16 protein-coding genes are annotated in these 26141 nt (G+C 46.9%); 6 read left to right on the top strand and 10 right to left on the bottom strand.

Annotated elements, in window-relative coordinates; genetic code table 11:
* The first annotated feature begins 45 nt into the window (after window positions 1-45).
* A complete protein-coding gene (locus PV783_RS08030; RefSeq protein WP_079469254.1) occupies window positions 46-942 on the top strand; it encodes a hypothetical protein in 897 nt (298 codons plus the stop codon).
* Here the strand turns inward: PV783_RS08030 and PV783_RS08025 are convergent.
* Window positions 939-1835 (bottom strand): DUF1266 domain-containing protein, encoded by an 897-nt coding sequence (locus PV783_RS08025; RefSeq protein ID WP_420987635.1) that lies wholly within the window; start codon window positions 1833-1835, stop codon window positions 939-941. The two genes, PV783_RS08030 and PV783_RS08025, sit on opposite strands and share 4 nt — an antisense overlap.
* A gap of 286 nt (window positions 1836-2121) precedes the next feature.
* Here PV783_RS08025 and PV783_RS08020 point away from each other — a divergent pair, with 286 nt between their 5' ends.
* Window positions 2122-3456, top strand: coding sequence for a DUF2252 domain-containing protein (locus PV783_RS08020; RefSeq protein ID WP_420987634.1), 1335 nt, complete (start codon window positions 2122-2124; stop codon window positions 3454-3456).
* 50 nt (window positions 3457-3506) lie between these two features.
* On the opposite strand, the gene PV783_RS08015 is transcribed toward PV783_RS08020, so the two are convergent.
* From PV783_RS08015 to PV783_RS07980, 8 genes are all read right to left on the bottom strand, one after another.
* Window positions 3507-4751: a DEAD/DEAH box helicase gene (locus tag PV783_RS08015; protein WP_079469257.1), complete on the bottom strand. Its 1245-nt coding sequence runs from the start codon at window positions 4749-4751 to the stop codon at window positions 3507-3509.
* A gap of 288 nt (window positions 4752-5039) precedes the next feature.
* A complete protein-coding gene (locus PV783_RS08010) occupies window positions 5040-5447 on the bottom strand; it encodes a c-type cytochrome (RefSeq protein ID WP_079469258.1) in 408 nt (135 codons plus the stop codon).
* A 186-nt stretch (window positions 5448-5633) separates the two neighbouring features.
* Window positions 5634-7388 carry a RagB/SusD family nutrient uptake outer membrane protein gene (locus tag PV783_RS08005; RefSeq protein WP_420987633.1) on the bottom strand — a complete coding sequence of 585 codons (1755 nt, stop codon included), beginning with the start codon at window positions 7386-7388 and terminating at the stop codon, window positions 5634-5636.
* Between the two features lie 19 nt (window positions 7389-7407).
* The gene (locus PV783_RS08000) at window positions 7408-10809 is read right to left on the bottom strand and encodes a TonB-dependent receptor (protein ID WP_420987632.1); all 3402 of its coding nucleotides are present in this window, start codon (window positions 10807-10809) and stop codon (window positions 7408-7410) included.
* Between the two features lie 462 nt (window positions 10810-11271).
* Entirely contained in the window at window positions 11272-12399 is a 1128-nt protein-coding gene (locus tag PV783_RS07995) for a FecR family protein (RefSeq protein ID WP_420987631.1), read from the bottom strand.
* Between the two features lie 67 nt (window positions 12400-12466).
* Window positions 12467-13069, bottom strand: a complete 603-nt coding sequence (locus PV783_RS07990) for an RNA polymerase sigma-70 factor (protein ID WP_420987630.1) — start codon at window positions 13067-13069, stop codon at window positions 12467-12469.
* 159 nt (window positions 13070-13228) lie between these two features.
* The gene (locus PV783_RS07985; RefSeq protein WP_420987629.1) at window positions 13229-14692 is read right to left on the bottom strand and encodes a RagB/SusD family nutrient uptake outer membrane protein; all 1464 of its coding nucleotides are present in this window, start codon (window positions 14690-14692) and stop codon (window positions 13229-13231) included.
* Window positions 14693-14703: 11 nt separating this feature from the next.
* A complete protein-coding gene (locus PV783_RS07980; protein ID WP_079469260.1) occupies window positions 14704-17847 on the bottom strand; it encodes a SusC/RagA family TonB-linked outer membrane protein in 3144 nt (1047 codons plus the stop codon).
* Between the two features lie 521 nt (window positions 17848-18368).
* Here PV783_RS07980 and PV783_RS07975 point away from each other — a divergent pair.
* The 4 genes from PV783_RS07975 (at window position 18369) to PV783_RS07960 (ending at window position 24796) form a co-directional block, all read left to right on the top strand.
* The gene (locus PV783_RS07975; protein ID WP_079469261.1) at window positions 18369-19214 is read left to right on the top strand and encodes a bifunctional transcriptional activator/DNA repair enzyme AdaA; all 846 of its coding nucleotides are present in this window, start codon (window positions 18369-18371) and stop codon (window positions 19212-19214) included.
* Window positions 19215-19703: 489 nt separating this feature from the next.
* The gene (locus PV783_RS07970) at window positions 19704-20117 is read left to right on the top strand and encodes an SRPBCC domain-containing protein (RefSeq protein WP_420987628.1); all 414 of its coding nucleotides are present in this window, start codon (window positions 19704-19706) and stop codon (window positions 20115-20117) included.
* Between the two features lie 196 nt (window positions 20118-20313).
* Window positions 20314-24246, top strand: a complete 3933-nt coding sequence (locus PV783_RS07965; RefSeq protein WP_420987627.1) for a Pls/PosA family non-ribosomal peptide synthetase — start codon at window positions 20314-20316, stop codon at window positions 24244-24246.
* Between the two features lie 19 nt (window positions 24247-24265).
* Entirely contained in the window at window positions 24266-24796 is a 531-nt protein-coding gene (locus tag PV783_RS07960) for a GNAT family N-acetyltransferase (RefSeq protein WP_420987626.1), read from the top strand.
* Window positions 24797-24866: 70 nt separating this feature from the next.
* Here PV783_RS07960 and PV783_RS07955 read toward each other — a convergent pair whose 3' ends face one another.
* Window positions 24867-26123: a DUF2264 domain-containing protein gene (locus PV783_RS07955; protein WP_420987625.1), complete on the bottom strand. Its 1257-nt coding sequence runs from the start codon at window positions 26121-26123 to the stop codon at window positions 24867-24869.
* Window positions 26124-26141 lie beyond the last annotated feature (18 nt).

Genomic DNA, 26141 nt, shown 5'->3' with positions numbered 1-26141 from the left:
TGCGTATCTTAGACAGACCTATTTCCGTATTATAATCGTATTATTATGAGTAAGGAAGAATTGCTTAACCTGGAACGGCTGATGAATTACATTGCTTATCAATACCTGAAAAAGGTAAGCTGGGAAGATGTTTCAAAAACAGAATGGAGCCATGTTGTAGATGAGTTCAACACGATCATCGGCAAACAGCAGCGCTTCAGGAAATTAGCCGCACCTCCTTCCCTGTTCGGCGACAATTATTTCTATGAACACCTCGTGATCCGGAAACTGAAAGCCGCTAAAAACAATACTGCCATCGCAGCATTGAGCAGCCCGAATTTCTCCAAACTGAATGTAATAGCAGTGGCACTTGGCTTCAGCAGTTACATTGATTTCATCAATAACTCGTCAGAGGTATATCCCTTTCATGAACTTAAGATCGGTATTCCCCTGTCGGCAGTCAATCATAAATTACTGGATCACCTGGTGGGATACTGGTATTGCTATAACCGTAACCTTCCGTTTAAGTCGGGTAAAAAAGCGGCTGAACGTATCTGGAGATCTTCCCTGGAGATATATAAGTCGGGCGATGAATACCTTGTAGAGCGCACCGGAAGGGATAACCATATGTATTATGGTAAGATAACCTCCTATGCCAATTATATTTTTATCATCATGAACAGTACTACGTTTATCCGTCAACGTCATTTCATAGGCCGGCTGAAAGATATGGAAGATAATATAAAGAGATCCGGGTATGCCATCAATGAGTTAAACTTTGTAAGTACCTGTGTGAGCTTTAATGAAGAACCCATAGCGTTGTATGAAATATTTCACCGGGTGGCAAAAGTAAAGGACTTCGACAAAACATCCATAGACCTGGCTTTCGACAGCCCACTGCTGCCAAAGCATATCCTGGTACACCTGAAAGACAGTGAGCAGAACAGGATCATGCAACACTAAAACAACCGGCTGTTAAAAGGTAACCGTACCCACGGGCTTTCCGGCGCTGCCAGCAGGTGTTCCATATTATTGCGCAGAATTTCGAAACTACCCATTTCCACCCCGTTCCACACACAACGGGCAAACTGGTAGGAAACGGAAAGATGTTTCCAGGAAGTGTAAGTTCTTTTAATCAACGGAACACAGGCCTGGATGTATTCCTGCGCCTGCTCATAACTGATATAACCGGCATCATAGCCAGAGCGGCTCAGGTTAATAATACGGCCAAAGTCCCAGATCAGCATATCCGGCTGCAGGTTTTCGTTTATGAGTTCCCGTTGCCTGAACAGTTCCAGGGCTTCACGGGTATTGCGTAAGCGCTCCATCACTACCGCCTCTTCCAGCTCATTGGTAGCGATATGTTCCTTCAGAAAGGCTTTGCTTTCTTTCATAGAAACAGCATTGATCGCCTGCCAGATAATATCATATTCTATCCGGTGACCGCTCTCCTGCAGCCAGGCCAGCGTTTCCTGCAATGCTGCGGTATTGTTGATATCCCACCACTCCGACAGCTGTTCGCGGCATGTCAGCCCATCTGTACCGGTAGTAACATCATTCAGGTACAAGCGGTTTACAAAGGCAATATCAGCTCCGCAGGCTACAGCCCATTGCTGCCGGATATCCAGCCGGCTACGCGGATTCAGAGATAAGGCCGGCGGATGTTCATCCCCGTCCGTTACATCTGCATCATCTCCTGAAAATAAGTGGTTAAACTGTTTCACATCCTTAAACAGGGCTGGCCAATCGTTTGCCGAAGTGGCAGGGGGCTGTAACTGCTGCTTATACAAGGCAATTTCTTCTTCGCTGAGTCCCATATTGCGCAGTTGCTGCTCCATATAGTGCTGCTGATCCATCAGGATTGGTTAAGGGTTCGGTTAAAATGAGCTAATTCCTGGTATTTACGGATAAAACCAGGTTAAAGTTTTTCTTTAGGTATTGTAAAGATAGATAATGTTCTGATACGACTGCACGCAATATCAATAATAGCTTCACGGGCAGCTACCCGAAAGGAGATTGCCTCCGACCCGGCGCCGGGCTAAGTACCGTTTATCCGTTACCGGTAGCCTCTTCAGTGCCCGGCCGGCGGTTAATTGCAACAACCAATGCCTTTCCTGTGTTTTGATAGTAAGTGCTTTGACTATGACTACTCCTACAGACAATCCCGGCAAAAAAATCAGGGATACGGTGCCCCGCACTTCGCAGGGCATTTTCCGGCTGCCCGCCCAACGTCCCACTATCCTGGAAGCTATTAAAGCTTCCAACTACGACCGGGTAAAAGACCTGATCCCCATCCGGATGAGCAGGATGAGTACATCGCCCTTCGCTTTTTACAGGGGTACTGCCGATATTATGGCACGGGATCTCTCCTCGCTGCCGCATACCCGCTTGCAGGTACAGGCAATGGGCGACTGCCACCTGATGAACTTTGGCGGCTTTGCTACACCGGAACGTAACCTGATCTTCGATGCCAACGATTTTGATGAAACACTGCCCGCGCCGTGGGAATGGGATGTAAAAAGGCTGGCCACCAGCTTTGTGCTGGCAGCACGGCATAACAATATGCGGGAGACAGACGCGCAGCAGATGGCCGTTGATATGGCGATGGCCTATCGTACCGGTATGGCGGAATACGCCCGGATGAATGCACTGGATCTCTGGTATATGAAGTTTGAAATGCATGACCTGCTAAACCGCACCCGTAGCGAAAAAGTAAAAAACCTGCTGAAAGAAGCAATGGACAGAGCGGAAAAAAGTTCACATACCAAAGTGTTTTATCAAATCACCCAGAGCGTGCTGGGAAGCTTTGAAATTACAGATCAGCACCCGCTGATCTATCACCCGATCGACCTCGTGCAGCAGAAAAAAAAGGTACAGTCATTCCTGGACCATTACAAGAGTACTTTGCAGGATGACCGGCGATATCTTTTCAGTCAGTACAACATCGTCGATATTGCCCTGAAAGTTGTGGGTGTAGGCAGTGTGGGCACCCGTTGCCTCGTAGCGTTGCTCATGAATGCAAAAGACGATCCTCTTTTTCTGCAGGTAAAAGAAGCCAGAACCAGTGTGCTGGAAGCCTATACCAGTAAAAGCAAATACCCGCATAACGGCGAAAGGATTGTGCAGGGGCAGCGGCTGGTGCAGGCTGCGAGCGATATTTTCCTCGGCTGGAGCACCGACGGGGAAAACAGGCATTATTACCTGCGGCAGCTGAGAGACCGGAAGATTGCGCCGGATGTAGAACATTTTGATAAGGAAATATTGGCGGCTTATGCAGGTTTGTGTGGAAAAGTGCTGGCAAGGGCGCATGCCAAAACCGGGCAAGGCGCCGTGATCAGCAACTACCTGGGTAAATCGGAGGTGATGGATGAGGCGATCGGCAAGTTTGCAGTAGCCTATGCAGATCAGACAGAAAAAGACTACGCGGACTTCCTGAAAGCGGTAAAGGGCGGGAAGCTACCGGTGTCTGTAAAATAAAAAGGGATGTTGCAGTACAACATCCCAATCACTATGACTAATTTCTAACACTAAAAAGTTCTGTCGCGTTTATCCAGTTTCCCTCTCCTGTTGTGTGGTTTGGGTCTTCTTGGAAGTGCCTTCGGCATATCCGGGTTGGCGCTGTTGGCTTCCATCAGTGCCGCTTCTTCAAACGGATGGGACACGGAAGGAATAGTTTGACGGATCAGTTTATTGATGCTGTGGAGGAATGGCCTTTCTTCTGTATCACAGAAAGAGAGGGCATAACCTGCAGCACCTGCTCTACCGGTTCTGCCTATACGATGTACGTATGTTTCAGAAACATTTGGCAGATCGTAGTTGATGACGTGTTCCAGTGAATCCACATCGATACCTCTTGCAGCAATATCTGTAGCAACCAGCACACGCAGGCGGCCATTTTTAAAGTTGTTCAGGGTATTCTGACGGGAAGCCTGTGACTTATCCCCATGCAGGGCATCGGCATCAATATTACGTTTCTTCAGGTTTTTTGCGATCCTGTCGGCACCATGCTTGGTTTGGGTAAACACGATGGTACGTTCAATACGATGGTCTTTCAGGATAGTTTCCAGCAGTGACTGTTTATCTTTCTTCTTTACAAAGTAAACGGATTGTTCAATCCTTTCCGCGGTGGAAGATACCGGTGTAATGGTAACCTTTTCCGGTTTGTAAAGTAAAGAGTTAGCCAGTTGCGCGATGCTTGGCGGCATGGTAGCCGAAAAGAAAAGCGTTTGGCGTTGCTGTGGCAGTTCCCTGATCACCTTTTTGATATCGTTGATAAAGCCCATGTCCAGCATGCGGTCGGCTTCATCCAGCACAAATATTTCGAGGTGGTTCAGGTAAATGTAACCCTGATTCATCAGGTCGAGTAAACGACCCGGTGTGGCAATCAATATATCTGTTCCGTTGCGCAGGGCAATAGTTTGCCTGTGTTGCGGAACACCACCAAAGATCACATCGTGTTTCAGACCGGTGTGTTTGCCATAGGCGGCAAAACTTTCATCGATCTGCACCGCCAGTTCCCTGGTGGGCGTGAGGATCAGTGTACGGATATGTTTAAAGCCTTGTTTTTCCGGCGTACTGTTATGCAATAACTGTAAGATGGGGATAGCAAACGCAGCCGTCTTACCGGTGCCTGTTTGCGCGCAGCCGAGGAGATCTTTACCTTCCAATACAATAGGAATAGATTGTAATTGTATAGGAGTAGGTGTAGTGTACCCTTCGGTTTTAACTGCTTTTAAAATGGGCTCAATAAGCCCTAATTGCTCAAATAACATGTTGATATATCTGATGTAATAAATATAAAATAACGCTTCTTCATCTTTAGCGTTATCACAATTGAGGAGAGCAGTAAAGAAAAGATTTCCGGACTGGAGAGAATAGATATTTCTGTGCTTTATGCTTTTAACTCAACAGACGGAAGCAAAGATACTGTTTTTCTGGTCAAGATGCTGATAAATTAAAAAAAAGCCATATGAAAGGGGTGTTTTAAGCGTTGAAAACGTCTGAAATTGCCGTTATCAGGCCTAAATAAAAGAAGCCGCTGTGAAGCGGCTTCTAAAAACTTACTTTGCTGCCTCCGGTGCAGCATCAGGTTTGGTTTTTGGCTCTTCATCCCCATGATGACAGGTATAACAGGAAACCGCCATTACTTCACTGCCTTTAAAGAATTTCTTGTTGATGCGTTTGGTCATCTTCATCATATCCCTGGCAGTGCCTTTATGCGGATTAGCGTCGCTGGCGAAGTCCAGTTTCTTTGCATCATCTTTCCGCGGCTCATGACAGAAATTGCATTTTACGCCCAACGCAGCATTAAAACCGCGCATTACCTTGATCAGGTCATCATGACTGATATCTTTTGGCAATACTTTCAGATTGGTAGCCTTCTCCGGCTCCTGGGGCAATGCGAGTGAACATAGGGTGCCGACAGCCATAAATGCCGCCACCACTACAAAGCTTTTCCTGATTTTCATTGATCTTGGGTTTAAATAAGTCTGTAAATGCTTCCTTCAGGGAAGGAATCTACAAAAAAGAATAATAAGTTGTAGGTGTATACATCCGCTTTTTCTTTCTAAAGTAGCTATAAACAGATAAGCCTGTACGAAAAACGGCAGACGTAATGCCTGCCGTTTTTCGAATATTATTTGGGGTTAGATATCTTACCAACCGGGATTCTGATCTATTACACTATTCGGTACCTGCAGCTCAGATAAAGGAATAGCAGACAGGTAGTCGCGGTTTACATTGAATTTATACCCGGCAGACATCGCCGGGATTTTCTGGTATAACTCAATATAGCCATCGGCATTCACAGGATATCCTGCCAGCAGGTTTGCCGGAACCACGGTAGCCCACTGGCTTAATTTAGCTCCCAGCGGTTTCCAGCCGGTAAACAACTTACCCGCGGCACCCCATCTCAGCACATCATCCCGTCTGAAACCTTCGCAGGCCAATTCAACACGTCTTTCTCTTCTTACTTCATTGATCACCGGGCTCAATGAAGGGAATTTCCAGTTTGGATCGGTTATCAGCGCACCAATATTCATATCAGGCATACCTACCCTGGCTCTGAGCTTATTGATGCTGAGGTCCACATCCCCCTGGGTTAATACGCCCAGCTCCGCTTTTGCCTCCGCATAGTTCAGCAATACTTCTGCATAACGGAAAAGGATGAGGGCAGTAGTACCCACGTCGCCGGCGTATTGCTGGCTATAGTCGGGATTATGTCCCTTGTAAACCTGGTAACCGGTAGCCGGCTTGCCTTCATTGGCAGAAGAAAAAGTAGGTACCTGGAAAAGCAGGTTAACGGCGCCCCCGGGCTGATTGCTGGTTACAAGGTGCGCACCGTCATTTACATACATAGTTTGCGCCAGGCGGGGATCCCTTCCTTTTACCACCGTGGTTAGTGAATCATCTCCCCTGTACATCGTACTTACCGCAATGGGTTTCCCATCCATACACAGGTAATCATCTACCAGCCCTTTGGTTAAGCCGCGGCCGGCGCCGGAATTCGTATAGCGGTGCCAGTTATGCGTAGGTCCGGAAGTGAGATTATACTGCCGCCAGAACATCACCTCTTTGCTGCCGCTGAAATCTGTTTGATTAAACAACGACCAGTACCCGTTTTCCTTCCCTGCATTATCCAGCTGGAACATGCCGGTAGAGATCACGTTGCCAGCCACTTCAGCGGCTTTCTGCAGGTACTTGGTGCCGGTGGAACCGGTTACACCAAAGGGAGTACCCGACAGGTATTTTTCCCAGGTGCCTTCATACAGGGCTACGCGCGACTGGAACGCCATTGCATACTCTTTATATACCCTGCCTGCCTGCGCAGCGCTTTTGGAAGGTAAATAGCTAATGGCATTGTCCAGGTCGGCCAGAATGGAATCTGCAATGATATTGCGCGCAATGCGTTTGTTATAAAGCTCCTGCGAAGCAGTTGTTAATGGCTTGCTTACCCAGGGCAGGTTGCCAAACTGCTTCATCATCCCAAAGTAAAAGTAGGCCCTGAAAAACAACGCTTCACCAACATATGTTTTTACGTTGGTCCATGGCTCGTTTACTTTGCTATAGTTAGCCAGCAGGTAGTTAATATTACGGAGTGTGCTCCAGTTCCAGGCATCGCTGGAAGAGGGTACCACCGCTTCACCGTTCATCGTGGTATTATAGCTCATGGAAATCATGTTATCACTTCCCTGATCGGCATCCAGGCCGTAGATTCCTATTGTTCCAAACCCGGTATAGGCGGGGAACGCACCGTAAAAACTATTGCTGTATAATTTCAGGTCGTTGGATGTTTGCCAGTATTGTGCATCGCTGATCACAGTTTCAGGGCTTCTGTCCAGGAAATCCTTCTTACAGGAAAACAAAATAAAAACAGATAACAGACAAGCCAGTATTTTTATCAAACGCATATCTCTCATATTAATTGAATTAAAGAATTACATTGATGCCACAGGAAAAAGTCCTTTGCAAAGGATAAATTTTAGCATCACTGATAGAAAGTTCCGGGTCCATTGTTTTTACCAGGTTGGTAAACGTAGCCAGGTTTTCCACATCAAAATAGAACCGCACTTTTTGCGTATGAATCCGCGATAAAATGTTAGCCGGCAGCGTATAACCCAGCTGTACGCTCTTTATACGCAGGTACGCGGCATTCTGCAGGTAGCGGGATTGCGTCTGTGTATTTTTGTTATTCTCTGAACTCATATAATATTTCGGAAAGTAGCCATTAGGATTGTCGGCAGCGTACCTGTTCAGGTGTGTGGTGAAAGGAGAACTTTGCCATTCATCCCCGGTGATGCCCCAGAAATAGTTAGAGCCGATCCACACCTCTCTTTTCGCAATACCCTGCAGGAAAATACCGAGGTCGAATCCTTTGTAATCAAAATTTAAATTCAGGCTGTACTGGTAACGCGGTGTGTTGTTCCCGATAACTCTTCTGTCGCCGCTGCTGTCTACCGTATTTTTACCATTGGTAATGCTGCCGTTACCGTCGAGGTCTGCATAAATAACATCTCCTGCGTGCCAGGCGCTTTTCCAGAACTGGGCAGGCAACCCTTTGGCGGCATCTCCTTCCGACTGATACAACCCGGTAGAAGTATATCCCCATATTTCTCCCATATTCATCCCCTTATACCAAACATTATCAAGGGCGCGGGTAGGGTTATTATAACGCATTACTTTGCCTTTGTAATCAGAGAGGGAACCCCGTACGCTGTAACCCAGTTTACCTATCCTATCAGACCATTGTATAGTAAGCTCAAAGCCCTTTGTTTGAATAGCAGCATTATTCACCCTGGGTACGCCGGCTCCCAGCAATGCCGGTAATACCTGCCCTGGACCTGCAAAATCATCTGCTTTACGGATGTAGTAATCATAAGAAACGTTCAACCGGTTATTCAGCAATGCCATATCGGTACCAATACCATACGAGGTAGTGGTTACCCACGTAAGATCCCGGTTCACCAATGGCGGCTGACCTACAGATGCCTGTTTACTGCCTCCAAAAAGCCAGGAAGTGTTGTTAGGCGTGGTAGTTACGAGGCTGGGATAAAAAGGATACCAGCTGCTGATGCTGGGATCACCGAGGAATAACTGATCAGGCGCAGATCCGTAAGAACCTCTGAGCTTAAAGGCATTGATCACATGACTCACCGGCAGCCAGAAATTCTCTTTGTCAAGGTTCCATCCGGCAGAAACACCCGGAGAAAATTTCCAGCGGTTGTTTGACAAAAAGCGCGACGTTCCATCATACCGGCCATTTATTTCTAACAGGTATTTATCTCCGAAATTATAATTAAACCTGCCAAAGAAGCCCTCTACCGCCAGTTTGCGTCCGGCGTCACTTACAGAAGGATTGGTGTTATAGGTGAGGCTTAAAGAAGGAATATCGTTGGAATAAAGCTGGCTGTTGGAAGCGGAATAGGAACTATAGCCGGTAAGCTCACTGGTAAATCCTCCCAGCATTTTGAAATTATGTTGTTTGAACTGTTTTTCATAAGAAGAAAATGTGTTCACAATATGGTGTTCATTCCGGTAATTATTCCGGGAGAAGGAATTGGGAGTAGTACCGCCCGACGGCGCGGTGCTGCCATCCGGGAGATATACATATACTGTTTTAAGGTGATTTTCGGCATTGTAAAAATCGCCGTCGAAGGTATAGTTCATGGTGATATTCCATCCTTTCAGTGGCGTGAGCTGGAACTCGCCCGTCAGCATCGGCTGATCTTCTGTACTCTTGTTCCTTCCACCTTCCAGGTGCAGCAATACATTGCTTTCAGCAGAATAGTGACCGTCGGGGTTGATCAGGGAAACAGTAGGAAACTTCCTTGCAAACTGGTGCATATAATTGCCGCCTGTTTGACCGGAATACACATTGGGGGTATTATACAGCGAGCGGGAAATAGTGCTCCTGAAATTAAAGGTGAGCCAGTTGGTAATGTTTGAAGACAGGTTGGCCCTGATGTTAAAACGTTTGAAATTATCGTTGCCATAATTATACATTCCGGCTCTATCGTTGTAGCCCAGGCCAATATAGTAGCTGCTTTTATCGGTAGCGCCACTAACGCTGATGTTGTGCTGCTGACTAAAAGCGAAGTCCTTGAAATATATTTTAAACCAGTCGTTGTTCGCGTTGCCGGTGTTCCAGTTGTTCCAGCCATTTGGCGCATTGGGATCTTTGATCGTTTCTGTAGTTAACGTACCCGCCTGGTAGGCTTTAATTCTTTCAATAGTTTCTTCATTAAAAAAAGGCGCCCTGCCGGCATTGGCAAACGCTTCGTTATAGAGGTTAGCGAAATCCAGCGAATTTAACATCTTTGGCAGGTTGATCGGCTGCGCCCACGACAGGTTGTTGTCATATGCGATCTTTGTTGGTTGCCCGGCTTTACCTTTTTTGGTAGTGATCAGGATCACGCCGTATGGTGCACTGGAACCATAGATAGCGGTAGAAGCGGCATCTTTTAGTACAGAAATACTTTCTACATCACTTGGACTGATCGCATTAATATCGCCTCCCTGTATCCCATCGATTACCACTAGTGGACCGCCGGTAGCACCCAGGCCGGTATATCCCCTGATGTTGATGCTCTGGGAAGCATTGGGCGCACCGCCGCTTGAATTGGTAACAATATTCAAACCTGCTATCATGCCCTGTAATCCCTGGCTGATACGTGTCATAGGCCGGTTTTCAAGCACCTTGCCGGAAACCTGCGTGACAGCGCCGGTAAGATTTACTTTTTTCTGGGTACCATACCCTACCACTACCACGTTTTCGAGCTGCGATATTTCAGGCAGGAATTTAATATCCACGCGGTTTCTTCCGGCGGTAGCAACTTCCTGCCGTTGAAAGCCAATATTGGATATTACCAGTATCGCCTCCGGCGAAATATTTACCAAACGGAAATATCCTTCACTGTTAGAGATAGCGGCGGTTTTAGTGCCTTTTACCTGGATGGTGGCGCCGGGAACAGGATTCCCCTTATCGTCTGTAATGCGGCCACGCAGGGTGTCTGCGGGCGCCGCTGCTGCCGGTGATACTGGGATGCGGTTCAACACAATTGTTTCGCGGATAATTTTCCAGGAAAGCCCCTGATCTTTAAAACACATGTCCAGTACCTGTGCAAGCGGCAGTTCCTTTGCTTCAATATTTATGTTGTGCGTACCATCCAGGTCGCCTGAATGATACCAGAACTTGTAACCGCTTTGCTGTTCTATTTTTGTGAGAATTTCCTGAACTGGTTTATTTTTTTCTACCAGCGTAATTTTCTGTGCCAGTCCTTTTGCACTGATTTGAAGAAATGAAATCAGGAAGAGAAATACAGATAGTTTCATGATTTTCCGGATTTTTGGCAATAGGCGGCCGGGCCTGCCTTTGTTGATTAAACAAGCAGATAAGTGCATAGATAATAGATTAAGGTTGCTTAACAGATAGTCATACAGATGGCGTTGCTAAATCTGGCATATTAGCGTATGCCGGACCCGCCACCGGTAATTGTTCTGATCATAAGTGGTAATTAATTCGCCATAGATGGCAGTTGCCGTGTTACCAGGTCAATTGTTCACTGTAAATGTTCACTGCTGAATGATGGGGATCTGCAGAAATGAATGCCCCCTGGTGGTTAGTTTGGAAACGAGACTTTAATAACATAAATTTGATTTAGGTAATGAAAATGCTTAACAGATGTATGTTCTATTGCCTTTTTGAGCCGGGACATGTTAGCGCATGCCCGGTTTTTTTCAGCGATTTTGGTGACTTGTTTTTATACTCGATAATTTTGCTTCCCGCTTTTTATTTTATTCCGTGAGTACTATAATTTTTCTTCCTTCTACCCGGAAATGAATCCCGCTTGCCGCCAGGATGTTTAATACATCTTCCAGTTCATAGCTCCGTTTTATACTTCCTTCAAATTTCAGATCCGGTACCTGCCCGGCGTATTCAATTTCTGTATTATACCACCTCGCCAGCTGCCGCATCACTACTGCCGTGCCTTCCCCGTTCAGCGAGAAATAACCGTTCTTCCAGGCAATGATCTTTTCCATGTCGGCATGTTTCACCAGTTCTATCCTGCGATTATCCGACAGCTTCGCCTGCTGCCCTGGTTTGAGTAATACGGTATCTGTTTGGTGCAGTACTTTCACAGCGCCTTCCAGCAGTGTTACATTGGTACTGGGCTCCTCCGGGTAGGCCATCAGGTTAAAGTGAGTGCCCAATACCTGCACCACCTTGTTACCCGCCTGTACTACAAATGGCATCTTCGCATTTTCAGCCACTTCAAAATATGCTTCTCCTTTCAGCTCCACTTTCCGCTGGTTGCCGGAAAACCCCGCAGGGAAACGAAGCGACGAAGCCGCGTTCAGCCATACCTTTGTACCATCCGGTAATATCAGCTGGTACTGCCCTCCCGGTGGTGTGGTTAAAACATTATACGCCTCATTTCCGCGCGCAGAGGAGTTGGTGTATACTACCTGCCCGTTGTGCAAATGAATGGTACTGTTGCCCTGCTGCATCGACCGGCCACCGGCACTATCCAACACTACTTCCCGGCCGTTTGCCAGTGTAAGCACCGCCTTATCACTGCCAGGCACAATTGTTTTACCCGCCAGCAAGGCATTTCCGGCAGTTTCTTTATTTCCTGCTTTGCGCAATTTTATGCCGGTTACCACGAATAACGCTAACACTGCTGCTGCCACAGAAACCTTTACCATCATACTACGCAGCCGGTTCTTACGGATACCGGCACTCTGGTAAATACGATCACGCAATAACCTCGCGGTTTCCTCCTGATCACCCAGCAATGATTCGTCCCAATGTTCTTCCTCTCCCACCTTGCTCAGCAGATGATTATACAGTGTAATTTCTTCGGCTGTGGCATTGCCTTCCGCGATTCGCTGAGCAAGCCCTGCAAGTTGTTCCTGATTCACTTAATGGATGTTTATATATCTAGGCACACGAAAGTGAGGTACCCCCCAAAAAAAGGGGAAATAATTTTTAGAGACGGAATATCAGTAAGATGATTACAGGCATAGAATGTCCTATAAATAAACGGATGCGCTTCAGCGCAATGGTGATCTGGTTCTCCACCGTTTTAACGGTAATATTGAGACGGGAGGCGATCTCCGCATGGGATAACTGCTCGTTCCTGCTTAAGCTGTAAACAGTCCGGCATTTACCCGGCAACCCTTCCACTGCCTGCGCAATTACGGATTTCAGTTCACGCACTGCCAGATCATCGGGGTTTACGACCACATCGGTAGTATACCGGAGATCACTCATAAACAGCTCCCGGTTTTTGCTGGCACGTATATAATTGGCCATCTTAAAGCGCGTGGCTGCTTTGAGATAATGTTTCAAAGATGTGATCTCCACCTGTTCCCGGTGCAGCCAAAGCCAGGCGAATACCTCCTGTACCACATCCATCGCCATGTCGCGGCATTTCAGGGTGTAATATGCATGCTTGAATAAATCGGGCCAGTGACGTGCGTAGATGGCATCAAATGCCCGCACATCACCTTTTTTCAGATGGTTCAAAAGTTCACTGTCTTCCATAAAATGCCCCGGATAGAAGAGATAAATAAATCTTACTCCACGCAATCTACTTATTATTACTACACGCAAATTATGTTTTTTAAACAAAAACCAACTGTATTTTAACGAAACTCTTTTTAACAGCTGCCGGTGCAATCCGGCTTTCCTGAAAAAAAGAACCCCGCACCCAAACAGATGCGGGGGCTTTTTTCTAGTTATGAGGACTTAGTTATTATCAACACAAAGCTTATTATAGATCAGTTCATCAGAAGAAATCGGCCAGATATACTGAGGAACCGTTGGCGCAATAACAGGCACCGTACTGCTTTTGGCAGGGAACGGAATGCCAAGACGGGTAATCTCCATACTTCTGAAACCTTCTCCCAGCAATTCAATATGTTTCTCCTGGGCAATAGCCGTCAGCAAGGCTGTTACATTGGCAAAATCAGCTACGGTATAAGTGATGGTAGCATCGGAACGGTGTCTTACTGCAGACAACAACGCTACCGCAGTTGGGTCTACTGAATTGGTTTGCCGCGCCCTTGCTTCCGCCAGGTTCAGTAATACTTCTGCATACCTGATCACAGGAATATAATCTGTGAACGGACTTGGAGTAGGGAATTTGGTCCAGTATTTTTTCCCGAGAGATTGTACAATAAATTTCCTTCGTGTATCGGTGTCAGACTTCCAGGAAGAATCAGCGATCACCCCATTAGGATGCATGGAGTACTCACCATTACCGGTAAATGGCTTTGCAGCAGGCGTAAAATAATATCCAAGCTGTGTTTGCGTACCCGGAAAATCGTCTGTAGAACCGGTAAATGGCAGGGAGAATATAGACTCCCTTGTAGAATACGGCGGCGCAAATACCTTTTGCACATCCGCTTCCAATGCATGCCCGGCAGGTGATACAAACGGCGCACTGGCAGACACCAGTTTTGCAGCTTCTGCTATTACTTTATCATATTGCTCCATATACAGGTACACACGGGTTTTGTAAGCAATAGCGCTATAGGCGTTGGCGCGCGTAATAGACGTCAGGGCGCCAGCAGCCGGTTTTGTTAACAACGTTTCGGCAGAATCCAGGTCGCGGATAATCTGCGCATATGTTTCATTCACCGTACTGCGCGCACGGGCATAACTACCAATTTTAGCATGTCCTTCGGTGTGAATAATTAAACCGGGTTTACTGCCGGCGCCATCCCAATGCGGACGCGCATATAACTGCAGTAATGAAAAGTAGCTCACGCCCCGTACAAATTTCGCTTCGCCGGCATACAGCTTCGCAATGGAGTCACCCACCACCTGGTTGCCAACAGCATTCATGCCCGTAAGAAAAACATTCACGTTGTTAATGGTGATGTAACCCTGCGACCAGATCTCCTTCACTTCCTGCGCTTCACCGGTGGGCACCATTCGCCAGCTGGCATTCAATGTTACGTTGTTGGCCTTTTCATTCACAAAGTCTTCGCCCCTTACTTCATTGGCAATGGCATATTTTCCGCCGAGGAACTTGCCATGCTTCATTACAGAATACAAGCCATTCGCCTGGCTGGTAATCCGCTCTTTGGTTTCAAAAGCCTTGAAATCAGGAATATCCGTAGAAGGAACCGGCTCCAGTAATCCTTTCTGACAAGCACCTAAACCCATCACAGTAACAGCCAATATATTTAAAGCATATTTTTTCATCTTCTTTCAATTTAAAAGTTAACATTAAGACCCACTGTCAGTGTTCTTCCATTACCAAGCGTATTACGGTCAACACCCTGACCGGAAGCATTATTACCATTGGAAGAAACTTCCGGATCCGGACCAGGATACTTTGTAATCAGCGCGAGGTTTTGTCCTCTTACATAAACTTTGGCGCCCTGCAGCCGGATGGCGTTTGCGATATTATCAGGAAGACGGTAAGTGAGTGCGGCGGTGCTTAATTTTACAAAGTCGCCTTTAAAAACATTCGCGGCAATTGCAAAAGAAGAACCGTTGGAAATGTTATCCCCGTATACTACACGCGGCATATCAGTCTGATCGCCTGGATTCTGCCATCTGTTTAACACATCTGTACTGTTGTTCCAGTAACGCTGATCTCTTAATCCTGCATTACTGCCATAGTACACGTAAAATCCTGTTTGATAGGTAAGCAGCACGTTCAGCTCAAAGGCTTTGTAGCGGAAGGTATTCTCCAGTCCGCCGAGTACTTTCGGATTGGTATTTCTATACGCCACCGCATCTTTCACACCCACGGTAGGAGCAGCTTTGCCGTCTTCATATTTATACTTAACGGCATCTGCATTGTTAAAATAAACCTTGTCGCCGTTGGCATTGATAAAAATCCTTCTGCCTGTTGCCGGGTCCACACCATCGGTGCGTACTACGTACAACATGCTGGTAGGATAGCCTACTTTGTTGATACTGGTTTGTTCCAGGCTGCTGGTAACAAAAGGGATCGCAGTGATATCACCGGCCAGTGATGTCACTTCATTTTTGTTATGTGCAATGTTGAAACCGATGTTCCAGGAGAAATCACGTTTATCAATAGCTACCGCGTTTACACTGAACTCTATTCCTTTGTTATACATGCTGCCCACGTTGGTTGGGATGGTAGCAATAGTAGCCGTAGTGCTGGTGATAGGAATACCGGCAGATGGCATTTGCGGTACAAACAGGATTAAGCCGTTAATATCATTATAGTAATAAGAAAACTCACCACTGATCCTGTTGTTCAGTATGCCGTAGGTAAACCCTACGTCTGTTTTCTTACTGGTTTCCCAGTTCAGATCGGGGTTACCCGCCTGGTTGAAATAGATAGAAGAACTACCACCGTAAGGAGCAGGCTTGTACAATGATAAGGCGTCATAATCGCCCAGGCCCGCGAAGTTACCCACTTTACCATGACTGGCCCTGATCTTGAAACTGCTGAATACATTATTAAGACCGGCGTTTGTCCAGAATGCTTCTTTCGTAATTTCCCATCCCGCAGAAAAACCATAGAAAGTACCTTTCTTAAAGTTGGGACCAAAAGCGGAATATTGGTCCTGTCTTACGTTGGCGCTTAAATAATATTTCTCGTTATAATTATAATTTAAACGGGAGAAGGCAGACAGCAGGTAATTTTCTTTGCGCAGCAAATAACGCGACAGGTCCGTGAGCCAGCCTCCTTCACTATTATTGAAATAGTTGTCCATCTGTTTCTGCCGGCGCAAACCATAACGCTCGCGTGCATCACGCTGTTGTTCAAAACCCGCCAGCAGGCTCAGATTGTGTTTACCGAAAGAACGGTCCAGTTGTACGGTATTGGTCCATACCCAACGTTTGTTTTGTGTATAAATACTGGTAACATCACCGGTAGAAGATACTCCGTCGCCCGACAGGTAATTGAGATAAATATCGTTGTTCATCAGGATGTAATCTGCACCATACTGGGTTTTTAAGGTGATCCACTCAGCAGGTTTCAACTGCAGGTAAACGTTGCCTTGTATATGACTGGCTTCTGTATTGGAATGATCCATATCCAGCAGTACCTGCGGGTTGTAGATGCCTATGGGCAGCGTATTTTTTCCGCCACTCATACCGGAACCACTGATATTATAACTTCCATCATTGTTATAGGGAGATACTAACGGAGAAGTAAGGAAAGCCAGACGGGCAAGACCGCCGGAGTTAAAGGCTTCGCCTTCCAGTGAGCCGGAAGATCCGGAGATCAGGCTTTGCTCATTGGAGTAAGACATCCGCGCACCGATGGAAAAGGCTTTTCCCAATTGCTGATCAATACTGAACAGAAGGCTCTTGCGTGCGAAGTCATTTCTTTTCAGAATACCCTGTTGTTTGGTATACCCTGCAGAAAAGTAATAGCTGGTACTTTCGGAACCGCCGGAAACATTTACGTTATGATTATGCGATATTGTTTTGTCGCGGTACACCACATCCATCCATTTGGTATCAATTACTTTACCATTGGCATCGAGGTTAGCTACATAGCGATCCGTATTACCGGCGTTTTTCAACGCTTCATTTTTCATTTCAAGAAACTGTTCTGTATTCAATACAGTAGGCAGGCGTGTAGGTCTGGTAGTACCTACCCAACCATCGTAGGTTACTTTCGGGCGGCCGGCCTTGCCTTTTTTGGTTGTTACAAACACTACACCATTGGCGGCACGGCTACCGTAAATAGCAGTAGCAGCAGCATCTTTGGCGATATCTATAGAAGCGATATCAGCAGGATTGATACTTGATAATGGATTCAGCGGTGAGTTGGAAATACCCGCGCCCACATCTCCTGAAAATGCGGGTACGCCATCAATAACGATCAACGGATAGGCGCTCATGGAAATAGAATTGGAACCGCGGATACGGAATACCGGCGGGTTGTTCACGATTCCGTTAGGAACGGTGATCTGCACACCTGCCGCGCGGCCACCTAAACCAGCCTCAAAGCTTTGTACCGGCAATTCCGCGATGGCGCCGCCTTTCACAGAGGCGATGCTGCCGGTTACATCTTTTTTACGTTGCGTACCATAACCCACTACCACCACTTCGGAAATAGATTTTGAATCGGGCAACAGGATTACATTGCCTGTAGAATTGCCTGTGATAGGCAGCGTTTTTGTTTCGTATCCTACAAAAGATACTTTCAATGATTTAACATTTTCAGGTACGGAAAGCGAGAACTCGCCCATTGCATCGGTAACAGTGCCTGTTCTGCCTCCGGGTAAGCTTACAGAAACACCAGGTAATCCATTACCGGTATCGTCTGTTATCTTTCCTTTCACAGTGCGGGGATGCTGTGCCAGCAGCGAGGTGGCTATCAATAGCATACCTGCCAGCACGAGTAGAAGTTTCCTCATGTCAGTTAGATTTAATTGTTGATAAAAAATTACAATGGTGGTATCGAGATTTTGGCAATAGACATCCTGTTCCGGTTCATGAAACCGGATTAGCATGCGTTAAAAAGACCAGGTGATTACATTAGCTAAAAGGCTTTACAGCACAGAGTTTTAAGGTTTTAGTTATAATAATTAAAGGTTTAGATTCAGAATTTTGGTTGCAGCTACAATACAAATACACACAATAAGGTTCACCGGTAAATATTACTGGTTGCTTAAAAATAAAAAAGAAATTTAACTTTTCATCGCAGCGATAAATATTACTTAATATTCATCTCTCCAAAAACGATTTTCTACTGCTCTAATACATAGGTATCAGCAGCTTATATATTTAATTCTCACAGGAATTTTTTTATTCTTCTAATATCTGTTTTTATAAACCATACTAAAACAAGGGATATCAGGCGGTGGGATTTAATCCGCAATAACCGGGTTTTTTACCGATATTCACGAGGCTACCTTTGTTTAAAAACATTGAAGCCATGAATCATTACAATACCGTTGCCACGGCAATAGACTATATTAAAGAGCATTTCAAAACGCAGCCCGACTTACAGGAAATTGCTGCGGCAGTACATATGAGCCCATTTCATTTTCAACGTGTATTTGCTGAGTGGGCAGGGGTAACACCTAAAAAGTTCCTGCAATACCTTACGCTGGATTACGCCAAAACGATGCTGAGAGAAGAAAAGGTGACTGTGTTCGATGCCGCCTTTGAAGCGGGTCTTTCAGGTACCGGGCGCTTGCACGACCTGTTTATCAATATCGAAAGTATGACACCGGGAGAATATAAAAACGGCGGCAAGGCACTACGCATTAATTACAGTTTTGCTGAAAGTCCGTTTGGTGATATCATAGTGGCATCCACTTCAAAGGGTATTTGCCACATGGCCTTTGCAGACGATCAGCAACTTGCCCTGCAGGAGCTGACTGCACAGTTTCCCCATGCGCAGTTTACCCAGATGGTGGATCTTATCCAGCAAAATACCTTGTATATATTTACGCAGGACTGGAGCCGGCTGTCGGAAATAAAACTGCATTTGCGGGGAACGGACTTTCAACTGAAAGTATGGGAAGCGCTCCTGAAAATTCCGATGGGTAACTTAACCACCTACTCCCAGCTGGCCACCACGCTTCAAAACCCGAATGCCTCCCGTGCAGTAGGTTCAGCCGTAGCGCAGAATCCTGTGGCATTCCTGATCCCTTGCCACCGCGTAATTAAAGCTACCGGCGACACCGGGCAATACCACTGGGGCAGTACACGTAAAAGTGCCATCATCGGCTGGGAAGCCGCAAAGAAAGGGCATACCGCCGGAGGGGAAATATAATCATCCCGTAATCTTATCAATATTCTGCAAAGACAAAAAAACAAAGGGCTGCCCGCTTGTGTAGGACAGCCCCGTTTTTGCTTATGAAAAAAAGGACCAGCACTAAATAGTGCCTGCCGGTTAGACGAGGAAAAAAGTTTGTCAGAAAAGTCAAAATATCACCATTGTATAAACGTCATCAACATGCCTGCAGGGCATGAGCATTAGTTCTCTCACGAAAGATCAGCGTCTGGTTTAGATGTTAATCAAGTTAGTTTATCGTTTGTGATACTCCTGTTTTTCAGATTTTGGTTGCTTACTATAAACACACCTCCCGCAGATGCTCAGTAGTGCTTAATAGGTTACCTTAAAAATAAAAAATAATTTTGCATTTTCATATATAAATTTCCTGTTTGTTTGCAGACCGCACTAAAAATCATATCGACATTTAGTATCAACTCTTTACATATGCCAATATCTACGCGTTTTCTTACCTTTCCATAAAAAACGATGACCTCTGGAAAGAAACCTGTCGGACTGACTACCTCGCAGGGCTGGGAAACCGGCATCCGACGCACTTTTGCGATCGCTCCCATGGAAGCCTGGGAAAAGCTGTTTACACAACCCATACTGGGATTATGGCTGGATAATAATGCAAACATCCCCTTTGAGAAAGGCGACTCCTATACCACCCGCTCCGGTATCACTATCCACGTAGCTTCCGTTACCATCGGTAAAGTGATCCGCATGAAATGGCAGCAGGCCCCCGGTACAAATACCTCTACCCTGCAGATAAGAGTGATTCCCGCCAAAGAAAAAACCGTCATTGCTTTTCATCACGAATGGCTAAAAGACGGCGAAGAAAGGCTTAAAATGAACGACTACTGGAAAAAGGTACTGGATAAAATCAATGAAACAATCTGATCGAACATATAGCTGCTTATCTATGTTATACTACCAGCATATACAGTTATTGGTAAGCATCAAACCTAAAAAGCCCTTATCCGGTTGCAGGCAAATTTTGCCGGACCATTTTTAAGCGTATTATAAGGCGGCGCTCCGATTCTTACCCCTAACTTTGCTATACCAAACACCAAAGTACCTACGGGAACGCGAACTTATGAATGTTTACAGTATAGTTAAAGGGCCCCAACAGCCAGAGCTGCTTCACCATGAAACGCTGGCAGATATCTTTTCACAAACAGTGCAGGAACACGCCCATCACACTGCACTGATATTCCAGCAACAAACGCTTACTTATCAACAGCTGGATCACTGGAGCGATGCCATCGCCGCATTCCTGCAATCCAAAGGAATAGGGCCCGGCAGTGTAGTAGGCATCTGGTGGCCGCGCAGCCTGGAACTGCACGCCGCAATACTGGGTATCATAAAAGCCGGTGCAGCTTATGTTCCGCTCGACCGGGAAATGCCCGCGGAAAGAGTGGAAGGCGTACTTACAGAAGTAAAGGCTGCCGCCTGCTTCAGCGAAGTGCCTCTCCAGCTGGAAGCCCCGGTATTATCCATCCCCCCGGTACCCGACAGCACCGAAGTATTCACCCTTCATGCCGGACCACAACCCGAAAACTTTGCCTACGTATTATACACTTCCGGCAGTACCGGCAAACCCAAAGGTATTCCGATCAGTCACCGGCAGATCTGCCACCTCATCAGGGCAGAACAAACCGTTTTAAATATCCGCGCCACCGATAAAGTGTACCAGGGCTTCTCCGTATCCTTTGACATGTGGTGTGAAGAAACCTGGCTTAGTTACTTCGCCGGCGCTACCCTCTGGGTGGCCGACGCTACTACCGCGAAGGCCATTGATGAACTGGGCGACGTATTGCGCCGGGAGAAAATTACCGTACTACACGCCGTTCCCAGCCTGCTCGCCATTATGGATGATAACATCCCCACACTGCGCCTCATCAACGCCGGTGGCGAAGCATGTACACCACAGGTGTTATCCAGGTGGGCAGCGCCTCCCCGTCACTTCTATAACAGTTACGGCCCTACGGAAACAACGGTCAGCGCTACTTTCGCCGCACTAAGGCCGGGAGATTATATCACCATCGGCCAGCCACTGCCCAATTACAACATGGCCGTGGTAGATGAAAAACTAGATATCCTGCCGGTAGGCGAACGCGGGGAACTCGTTATTTCAGGACCCGGAGTAGGCGCCGGATACATCGACCGCCCGGAGCTAACCCGGGAAAAATTTGTGGATAAACCATCTTCCATGACGGAGTTGCCCGGCAACCGCCTGTACCGCACCGGTGATGCGGCCATCATTTTACCGGATGGCAGCATCGACTTCCAGGGCCGCCTCGATGATCAGATCAAACTACGCGGGTACAGGATCGAACTGGGAGAAATTGAAAACCAGCTCCATGCCATTGCCGGCATCGCCGCAGCGGCAGTAGCTGTAAAAAAAGACAGCAACGACCAGGACCAGCTGGTGGGTTATATTGTACAGGAAGATCATTCTCCTTTCGATGAATCCTCCCTCCGCGCAACACTTGCCAAAACATTACCACCCTATATGGTGCCTGGCACCATTGTAGCGCTGGAAGATATGCCCCGCCTGCCCAGCGGTAAAATAAACCGCAAGGCACTGCCACTGCCAGCTGCCTTTACACAGGTAACCACCCATGAAGCCATCGATCCGGATGCACCCGTTGCCGACAGGATCAGCGCTATCCTGGCAAAGGTATTTCCGGACAGGACAATCGATCTTCAGCAGGACTTTTTCACAGACCTTGGCGGACACTCATTGCTGGCAGCTGCTTTTGTATCACGACTGCGCCGGGAAGCCAATGTGCCGAATGCATCTCTCAAAGATATTTATATACATCGCCCCCTGCAGGAACTGGTAAATGTATGGGCCGCACAACCACAGTCGGCCCAAAAGCCGCATCGTGTTTTTAATAAAGTGCCGTGGTGGCGTCACCTCAGTTGCTGGATAGCGCAAACCATTGCTGTACTGGTGATCTTCGGATTATTTGCCATGCAGATATTCCTTCCCTACCTCGGATATTATTATGTAGAACAGGATACCAGCCACCTGGGATATGCTATTCTTACTGCGCTCATCATGTTTTGCCTGCTGCCTCCTCTCTTTTCTATTCTTATTATCAGCACCAAATGGCTGGTCATCGGAAAAATGAAAGCAGGAGATTATCCTTTATGGGGTACTTATTATTTCCGTTGGTGGCTGGTAAAAACAATCCAGCGTCTCATGCCTTCACAGTTCCTTAATGGCACACCGCTATACCCTGCTTATCTCCGGATGCTGGGTGTGAAAATAGCGCCGGATGCGCAACTCGGCGCGGTGACTATTGGTGCGGAAGATCTTGTTACCATTGGCAGTGATGTAAGTATCAGTTCACAGGCAGTGATTAACAATGCTTTCGTGGAAGATGGCCTGCTGAAACTCCGCACCGTACATCTTGGCGATCATGCGTACATAGGCAGCAGTGCCGTTATTGGCGGTGATACGGTAATGGAAGCCTGGAGCGAGTTACAGGACCTCAGCTTTTTGCCCGCCAACAGTACCGTGAAATCAGGCGAAGTATGGCAGGGTAGTCCGGCAGTGTTAAAAGTAACTAAAAGTATCAGTGAGCTGCCGCAACCATTGCCCGTATCAAAAGCTACCCGCAGAAAATACAGTGCTATCTTTTCCCTGTTCCTGCTGGTATTTCCATTCACGGTGTTATTGCCGTTATTGCCTACGATCATTACCCTCAACCAGATGGATAATGCAGCGCCGGATTATAACTTCAATTATATGGTGATCACACCGGCACTGGCATTGAGTTATATTATTTTATTTACCGGGCAGACAGTATTGCTCACCCGTTTACTGCAATGGGGCATTAAGCCGGGTACCTACCCTATTTACAGTGCGTTTTATGCCCGTAAATGGTTTGCCGATCAGCTGATGTCGTTATCATTGATTGTGATCCATCCAATTTTTGCCACGGTATATATTTCTTCGTTATTCCGCGCACTGGGTGCTAAAATAGGCCGCAATACAGAAGTATCTACCGCCAGCAGCGTTACCCATCCTTTGCTGGAAATCGGCGACGGCGCCTTTATTGCGGATGCAGTAACTCTCGGCGAATCCGATGTACGCGGACAACAACTGATACTGGAAAAAACAATTATCCATAACACCAGCTTTGTAGGCAACAGCGCCCTGATACCGCAGGGATATGAATTACCGGAGAATATGCTGATAGGTGTGCTATCCACGCCGCCATCCAAAGAACAGCTGGCAGCAAGTACTGCGCGCGACTGGTTTGGATCGCCGGCCATTGCGCTGCCACGCCGCCAGGAAAGTCATTTCTTTCCGCCGGAACTCACCACTCACCCATCACCACAACGCAAACTGGCCAGGGCTACGGTGGAGTTTATACGTATCCTGATCCCCGAAACAGTGGTGATCTGCTGCAGTATCCTGTTCATCGCCTATGCCCACGACCTCGTAACAGATGAAGCCTGGTGGATGATCCTGCTGCAGTTCCCCTTCTATTATCTCTTTTTCCTGGGGCTGCCCGCATTCCTTTTCACGGTATTGCTCAAATGGATCCTTGTCGGCAAATACAAGGCTTTGCAAAGTCCTATGTGGACTTCCAATGTATGGCGCAGCGAAGCCATTACTTCTACTTACGAAGCCCTCTCTATTCCGTTCCTGCTGGAATACCTGAAAGGAACGCCCTGGCTGCCGGTAATACTCCGCTTACTGGGTGTAAAAACAGGCCGCCGCGTATTGCTGAATACCGCAGATATTACAGAGTTTGATATGGTGGAAATAGGCACTGACAGCGTATTGAATGAAGACAGCGGTCCGCAGACGCACCTGTTTGAAGACCGGGTAATGAAGATAGGACCCATTAAAATAGGCCGCAGAAGCAGCATTGGCGCAAGATCTATCATCCTGTACGACAGTGAGATAGGCGATGATGTAAACATTGCCCCCCTCTCGTTGTTAATGAAAGGAGAAAAATTACAACCGGGTACCAGCTGGACAGGCAGCCCGGTTAAACCCGAATAACGCCACCGTATATACGAAAATGATCACCATCCGGTCCATACAGATAAGAGATCACTATGATCTTATCAACAGCATGATGGAGCAGCTGCATCTCTCGGAAAAAACATTCTTTCTGAAAACAGCCGCCTGGGAAAGCATTGCTTCAAACTACATGCAGCATGTAATGGAAATGCAGGAAACCTGCGATGGTACCTGCCTGCTGGCATATGCTGATGATGAACCGGCAGGCTTCATCTTTGCCTACCTGGAAGAACCGGATGAAAGCCGGATTGAAGATTACACCGGTAACACCCTGTATGTATCTGATGGCTATGTGGCCAATGAATTCCGCCGGCAGGGTATTTACAGGATGATGAATGAGGAACTGGAACGGATATACGTAGAGATGGGTATCCGCAGAATAGTAAGATATACACTGGCCAACAACCATCGTATGCAACAGTTCCTGGTGTCGAAAGATTATGAACCGGTACGGCTGGTATATGAGAAGTGGCTAACTCCTGATGGAAAGAAACCAGTTCCATTGTTTCCACCTCTTCCTGACTTATAATTTCTTCTTAAAGAAAAACAGCGGCAGAAAAATATTCTCTGCCGCTGTTTTTCTTTAAGAAGAAATGTCATTAATAATCAATAGCGTGATCCTTTTTTACAGGAGCCCCGGCATATGCTTTCTTTGATGTCCATGGTTGCGCAGGCGCCGACCAAAAAGGGTTTGAAGCAGGCAACCCCAATGCCAGGAAGCCGGTGCTACATAAGTACAGGCTACCGGTAGAGGTATAAACATCTGCAATTTCCGGCTGATGCCCGCAGAAACCAATCTGCAGCCAGCCTTTTTTATCAAAGGTACCGGGCGTTTCAAATATTCGTTTATTCACTGCCGTTAGTGCGCACCTTACCTGTGCAGGGGATATATCTTCTGGTAATTTCTCTTCTAATGCAATTTGCGCCAATGCCTGGAAGGCCGCGTTGCGGTAGGGCATCGAGCGACCCACTACCGGGAAAGTCCCTTCAGGAGATACCTGTTTTTCAAGAATAGCAGCATAGCGTTGCATCCGTTTTAATGCCAGTTCATAATTGGCTTTGCTGCTTTCTTCTTTTTCAGCCATCACCTTTAGTACATCTACCAGCATGGGATGAATTACAAAGGAGTTGTAATAGTCGTAATGAAAATGCGCACCATCACCATACATGCTATCGCCCTTGTACCACTCCATCATTTTTTGTACGGCCAGGTCTATTGGTTTGCGGTCCCAGTCGGCGCCGAATTTCAGCAGCATGGCTTCAATGATAGCGGAGAACAACACCCAGTTATTGGTAAATGCTTTAATGCTGCGTAAGCTGATCAGGCCATCTATAACCTGTTGTTGTGTTTTGGGAGACAACCTGCCCCAAACGTGTTTGGGGGCGCGTAGTAATCCATGCGCGAGGAAAGCGCCATCTACCAATGGTTGCGCATCAAACTTGCCGGTAAAGTTCATATAGTCCGGAGAGGCAGGATCTACCGCCATTGCTATAGCTTTACGGGTCATCTCCAACATCTCAATACGTTTGCTGCCTTCCATTGTATTATCTTCCCCCAGTTCCAGCCAGGGCGCAATACCGGCGAGGGTTCTGCCAAATGCTTCGAGATAGGTTACTTTATCCACCGGCTTTCCATAGCTGGGCGCCACTTCGGTAGGCATGGTAGTCTTCAGTTTTCCTTTGCTCAGCTGCTCTATAACGGGGCGGCATATACGAATCATCAGATCCACATTATACTCCCTGTCGCCGGTCGCAGGCTTTTCAGCAGCCATTGCTTTCAGCAGTCCTTTTTCTGTGCCTATGGTGCTGGCCACTCCTGCCATAGGAATAGCCTTGATAAAAAAGCGTCTGTCCATGCAAATAAATTTACGGCG

The sequence above is a fragment of the Chitinophaga sp. CC14 genome, from assembly GCF_048957795.1.
Classification (GTDB): domain Bacteria; phylum Bacteroidota; class Bacteroidia; order Chitinophagales; family Chitinophagaceae; genus Chitinophaga; species Chitinophaga ginsengisegetis.
This window is presented reverse-complemented; position numbering and strand designations above follow the sequence as displayed.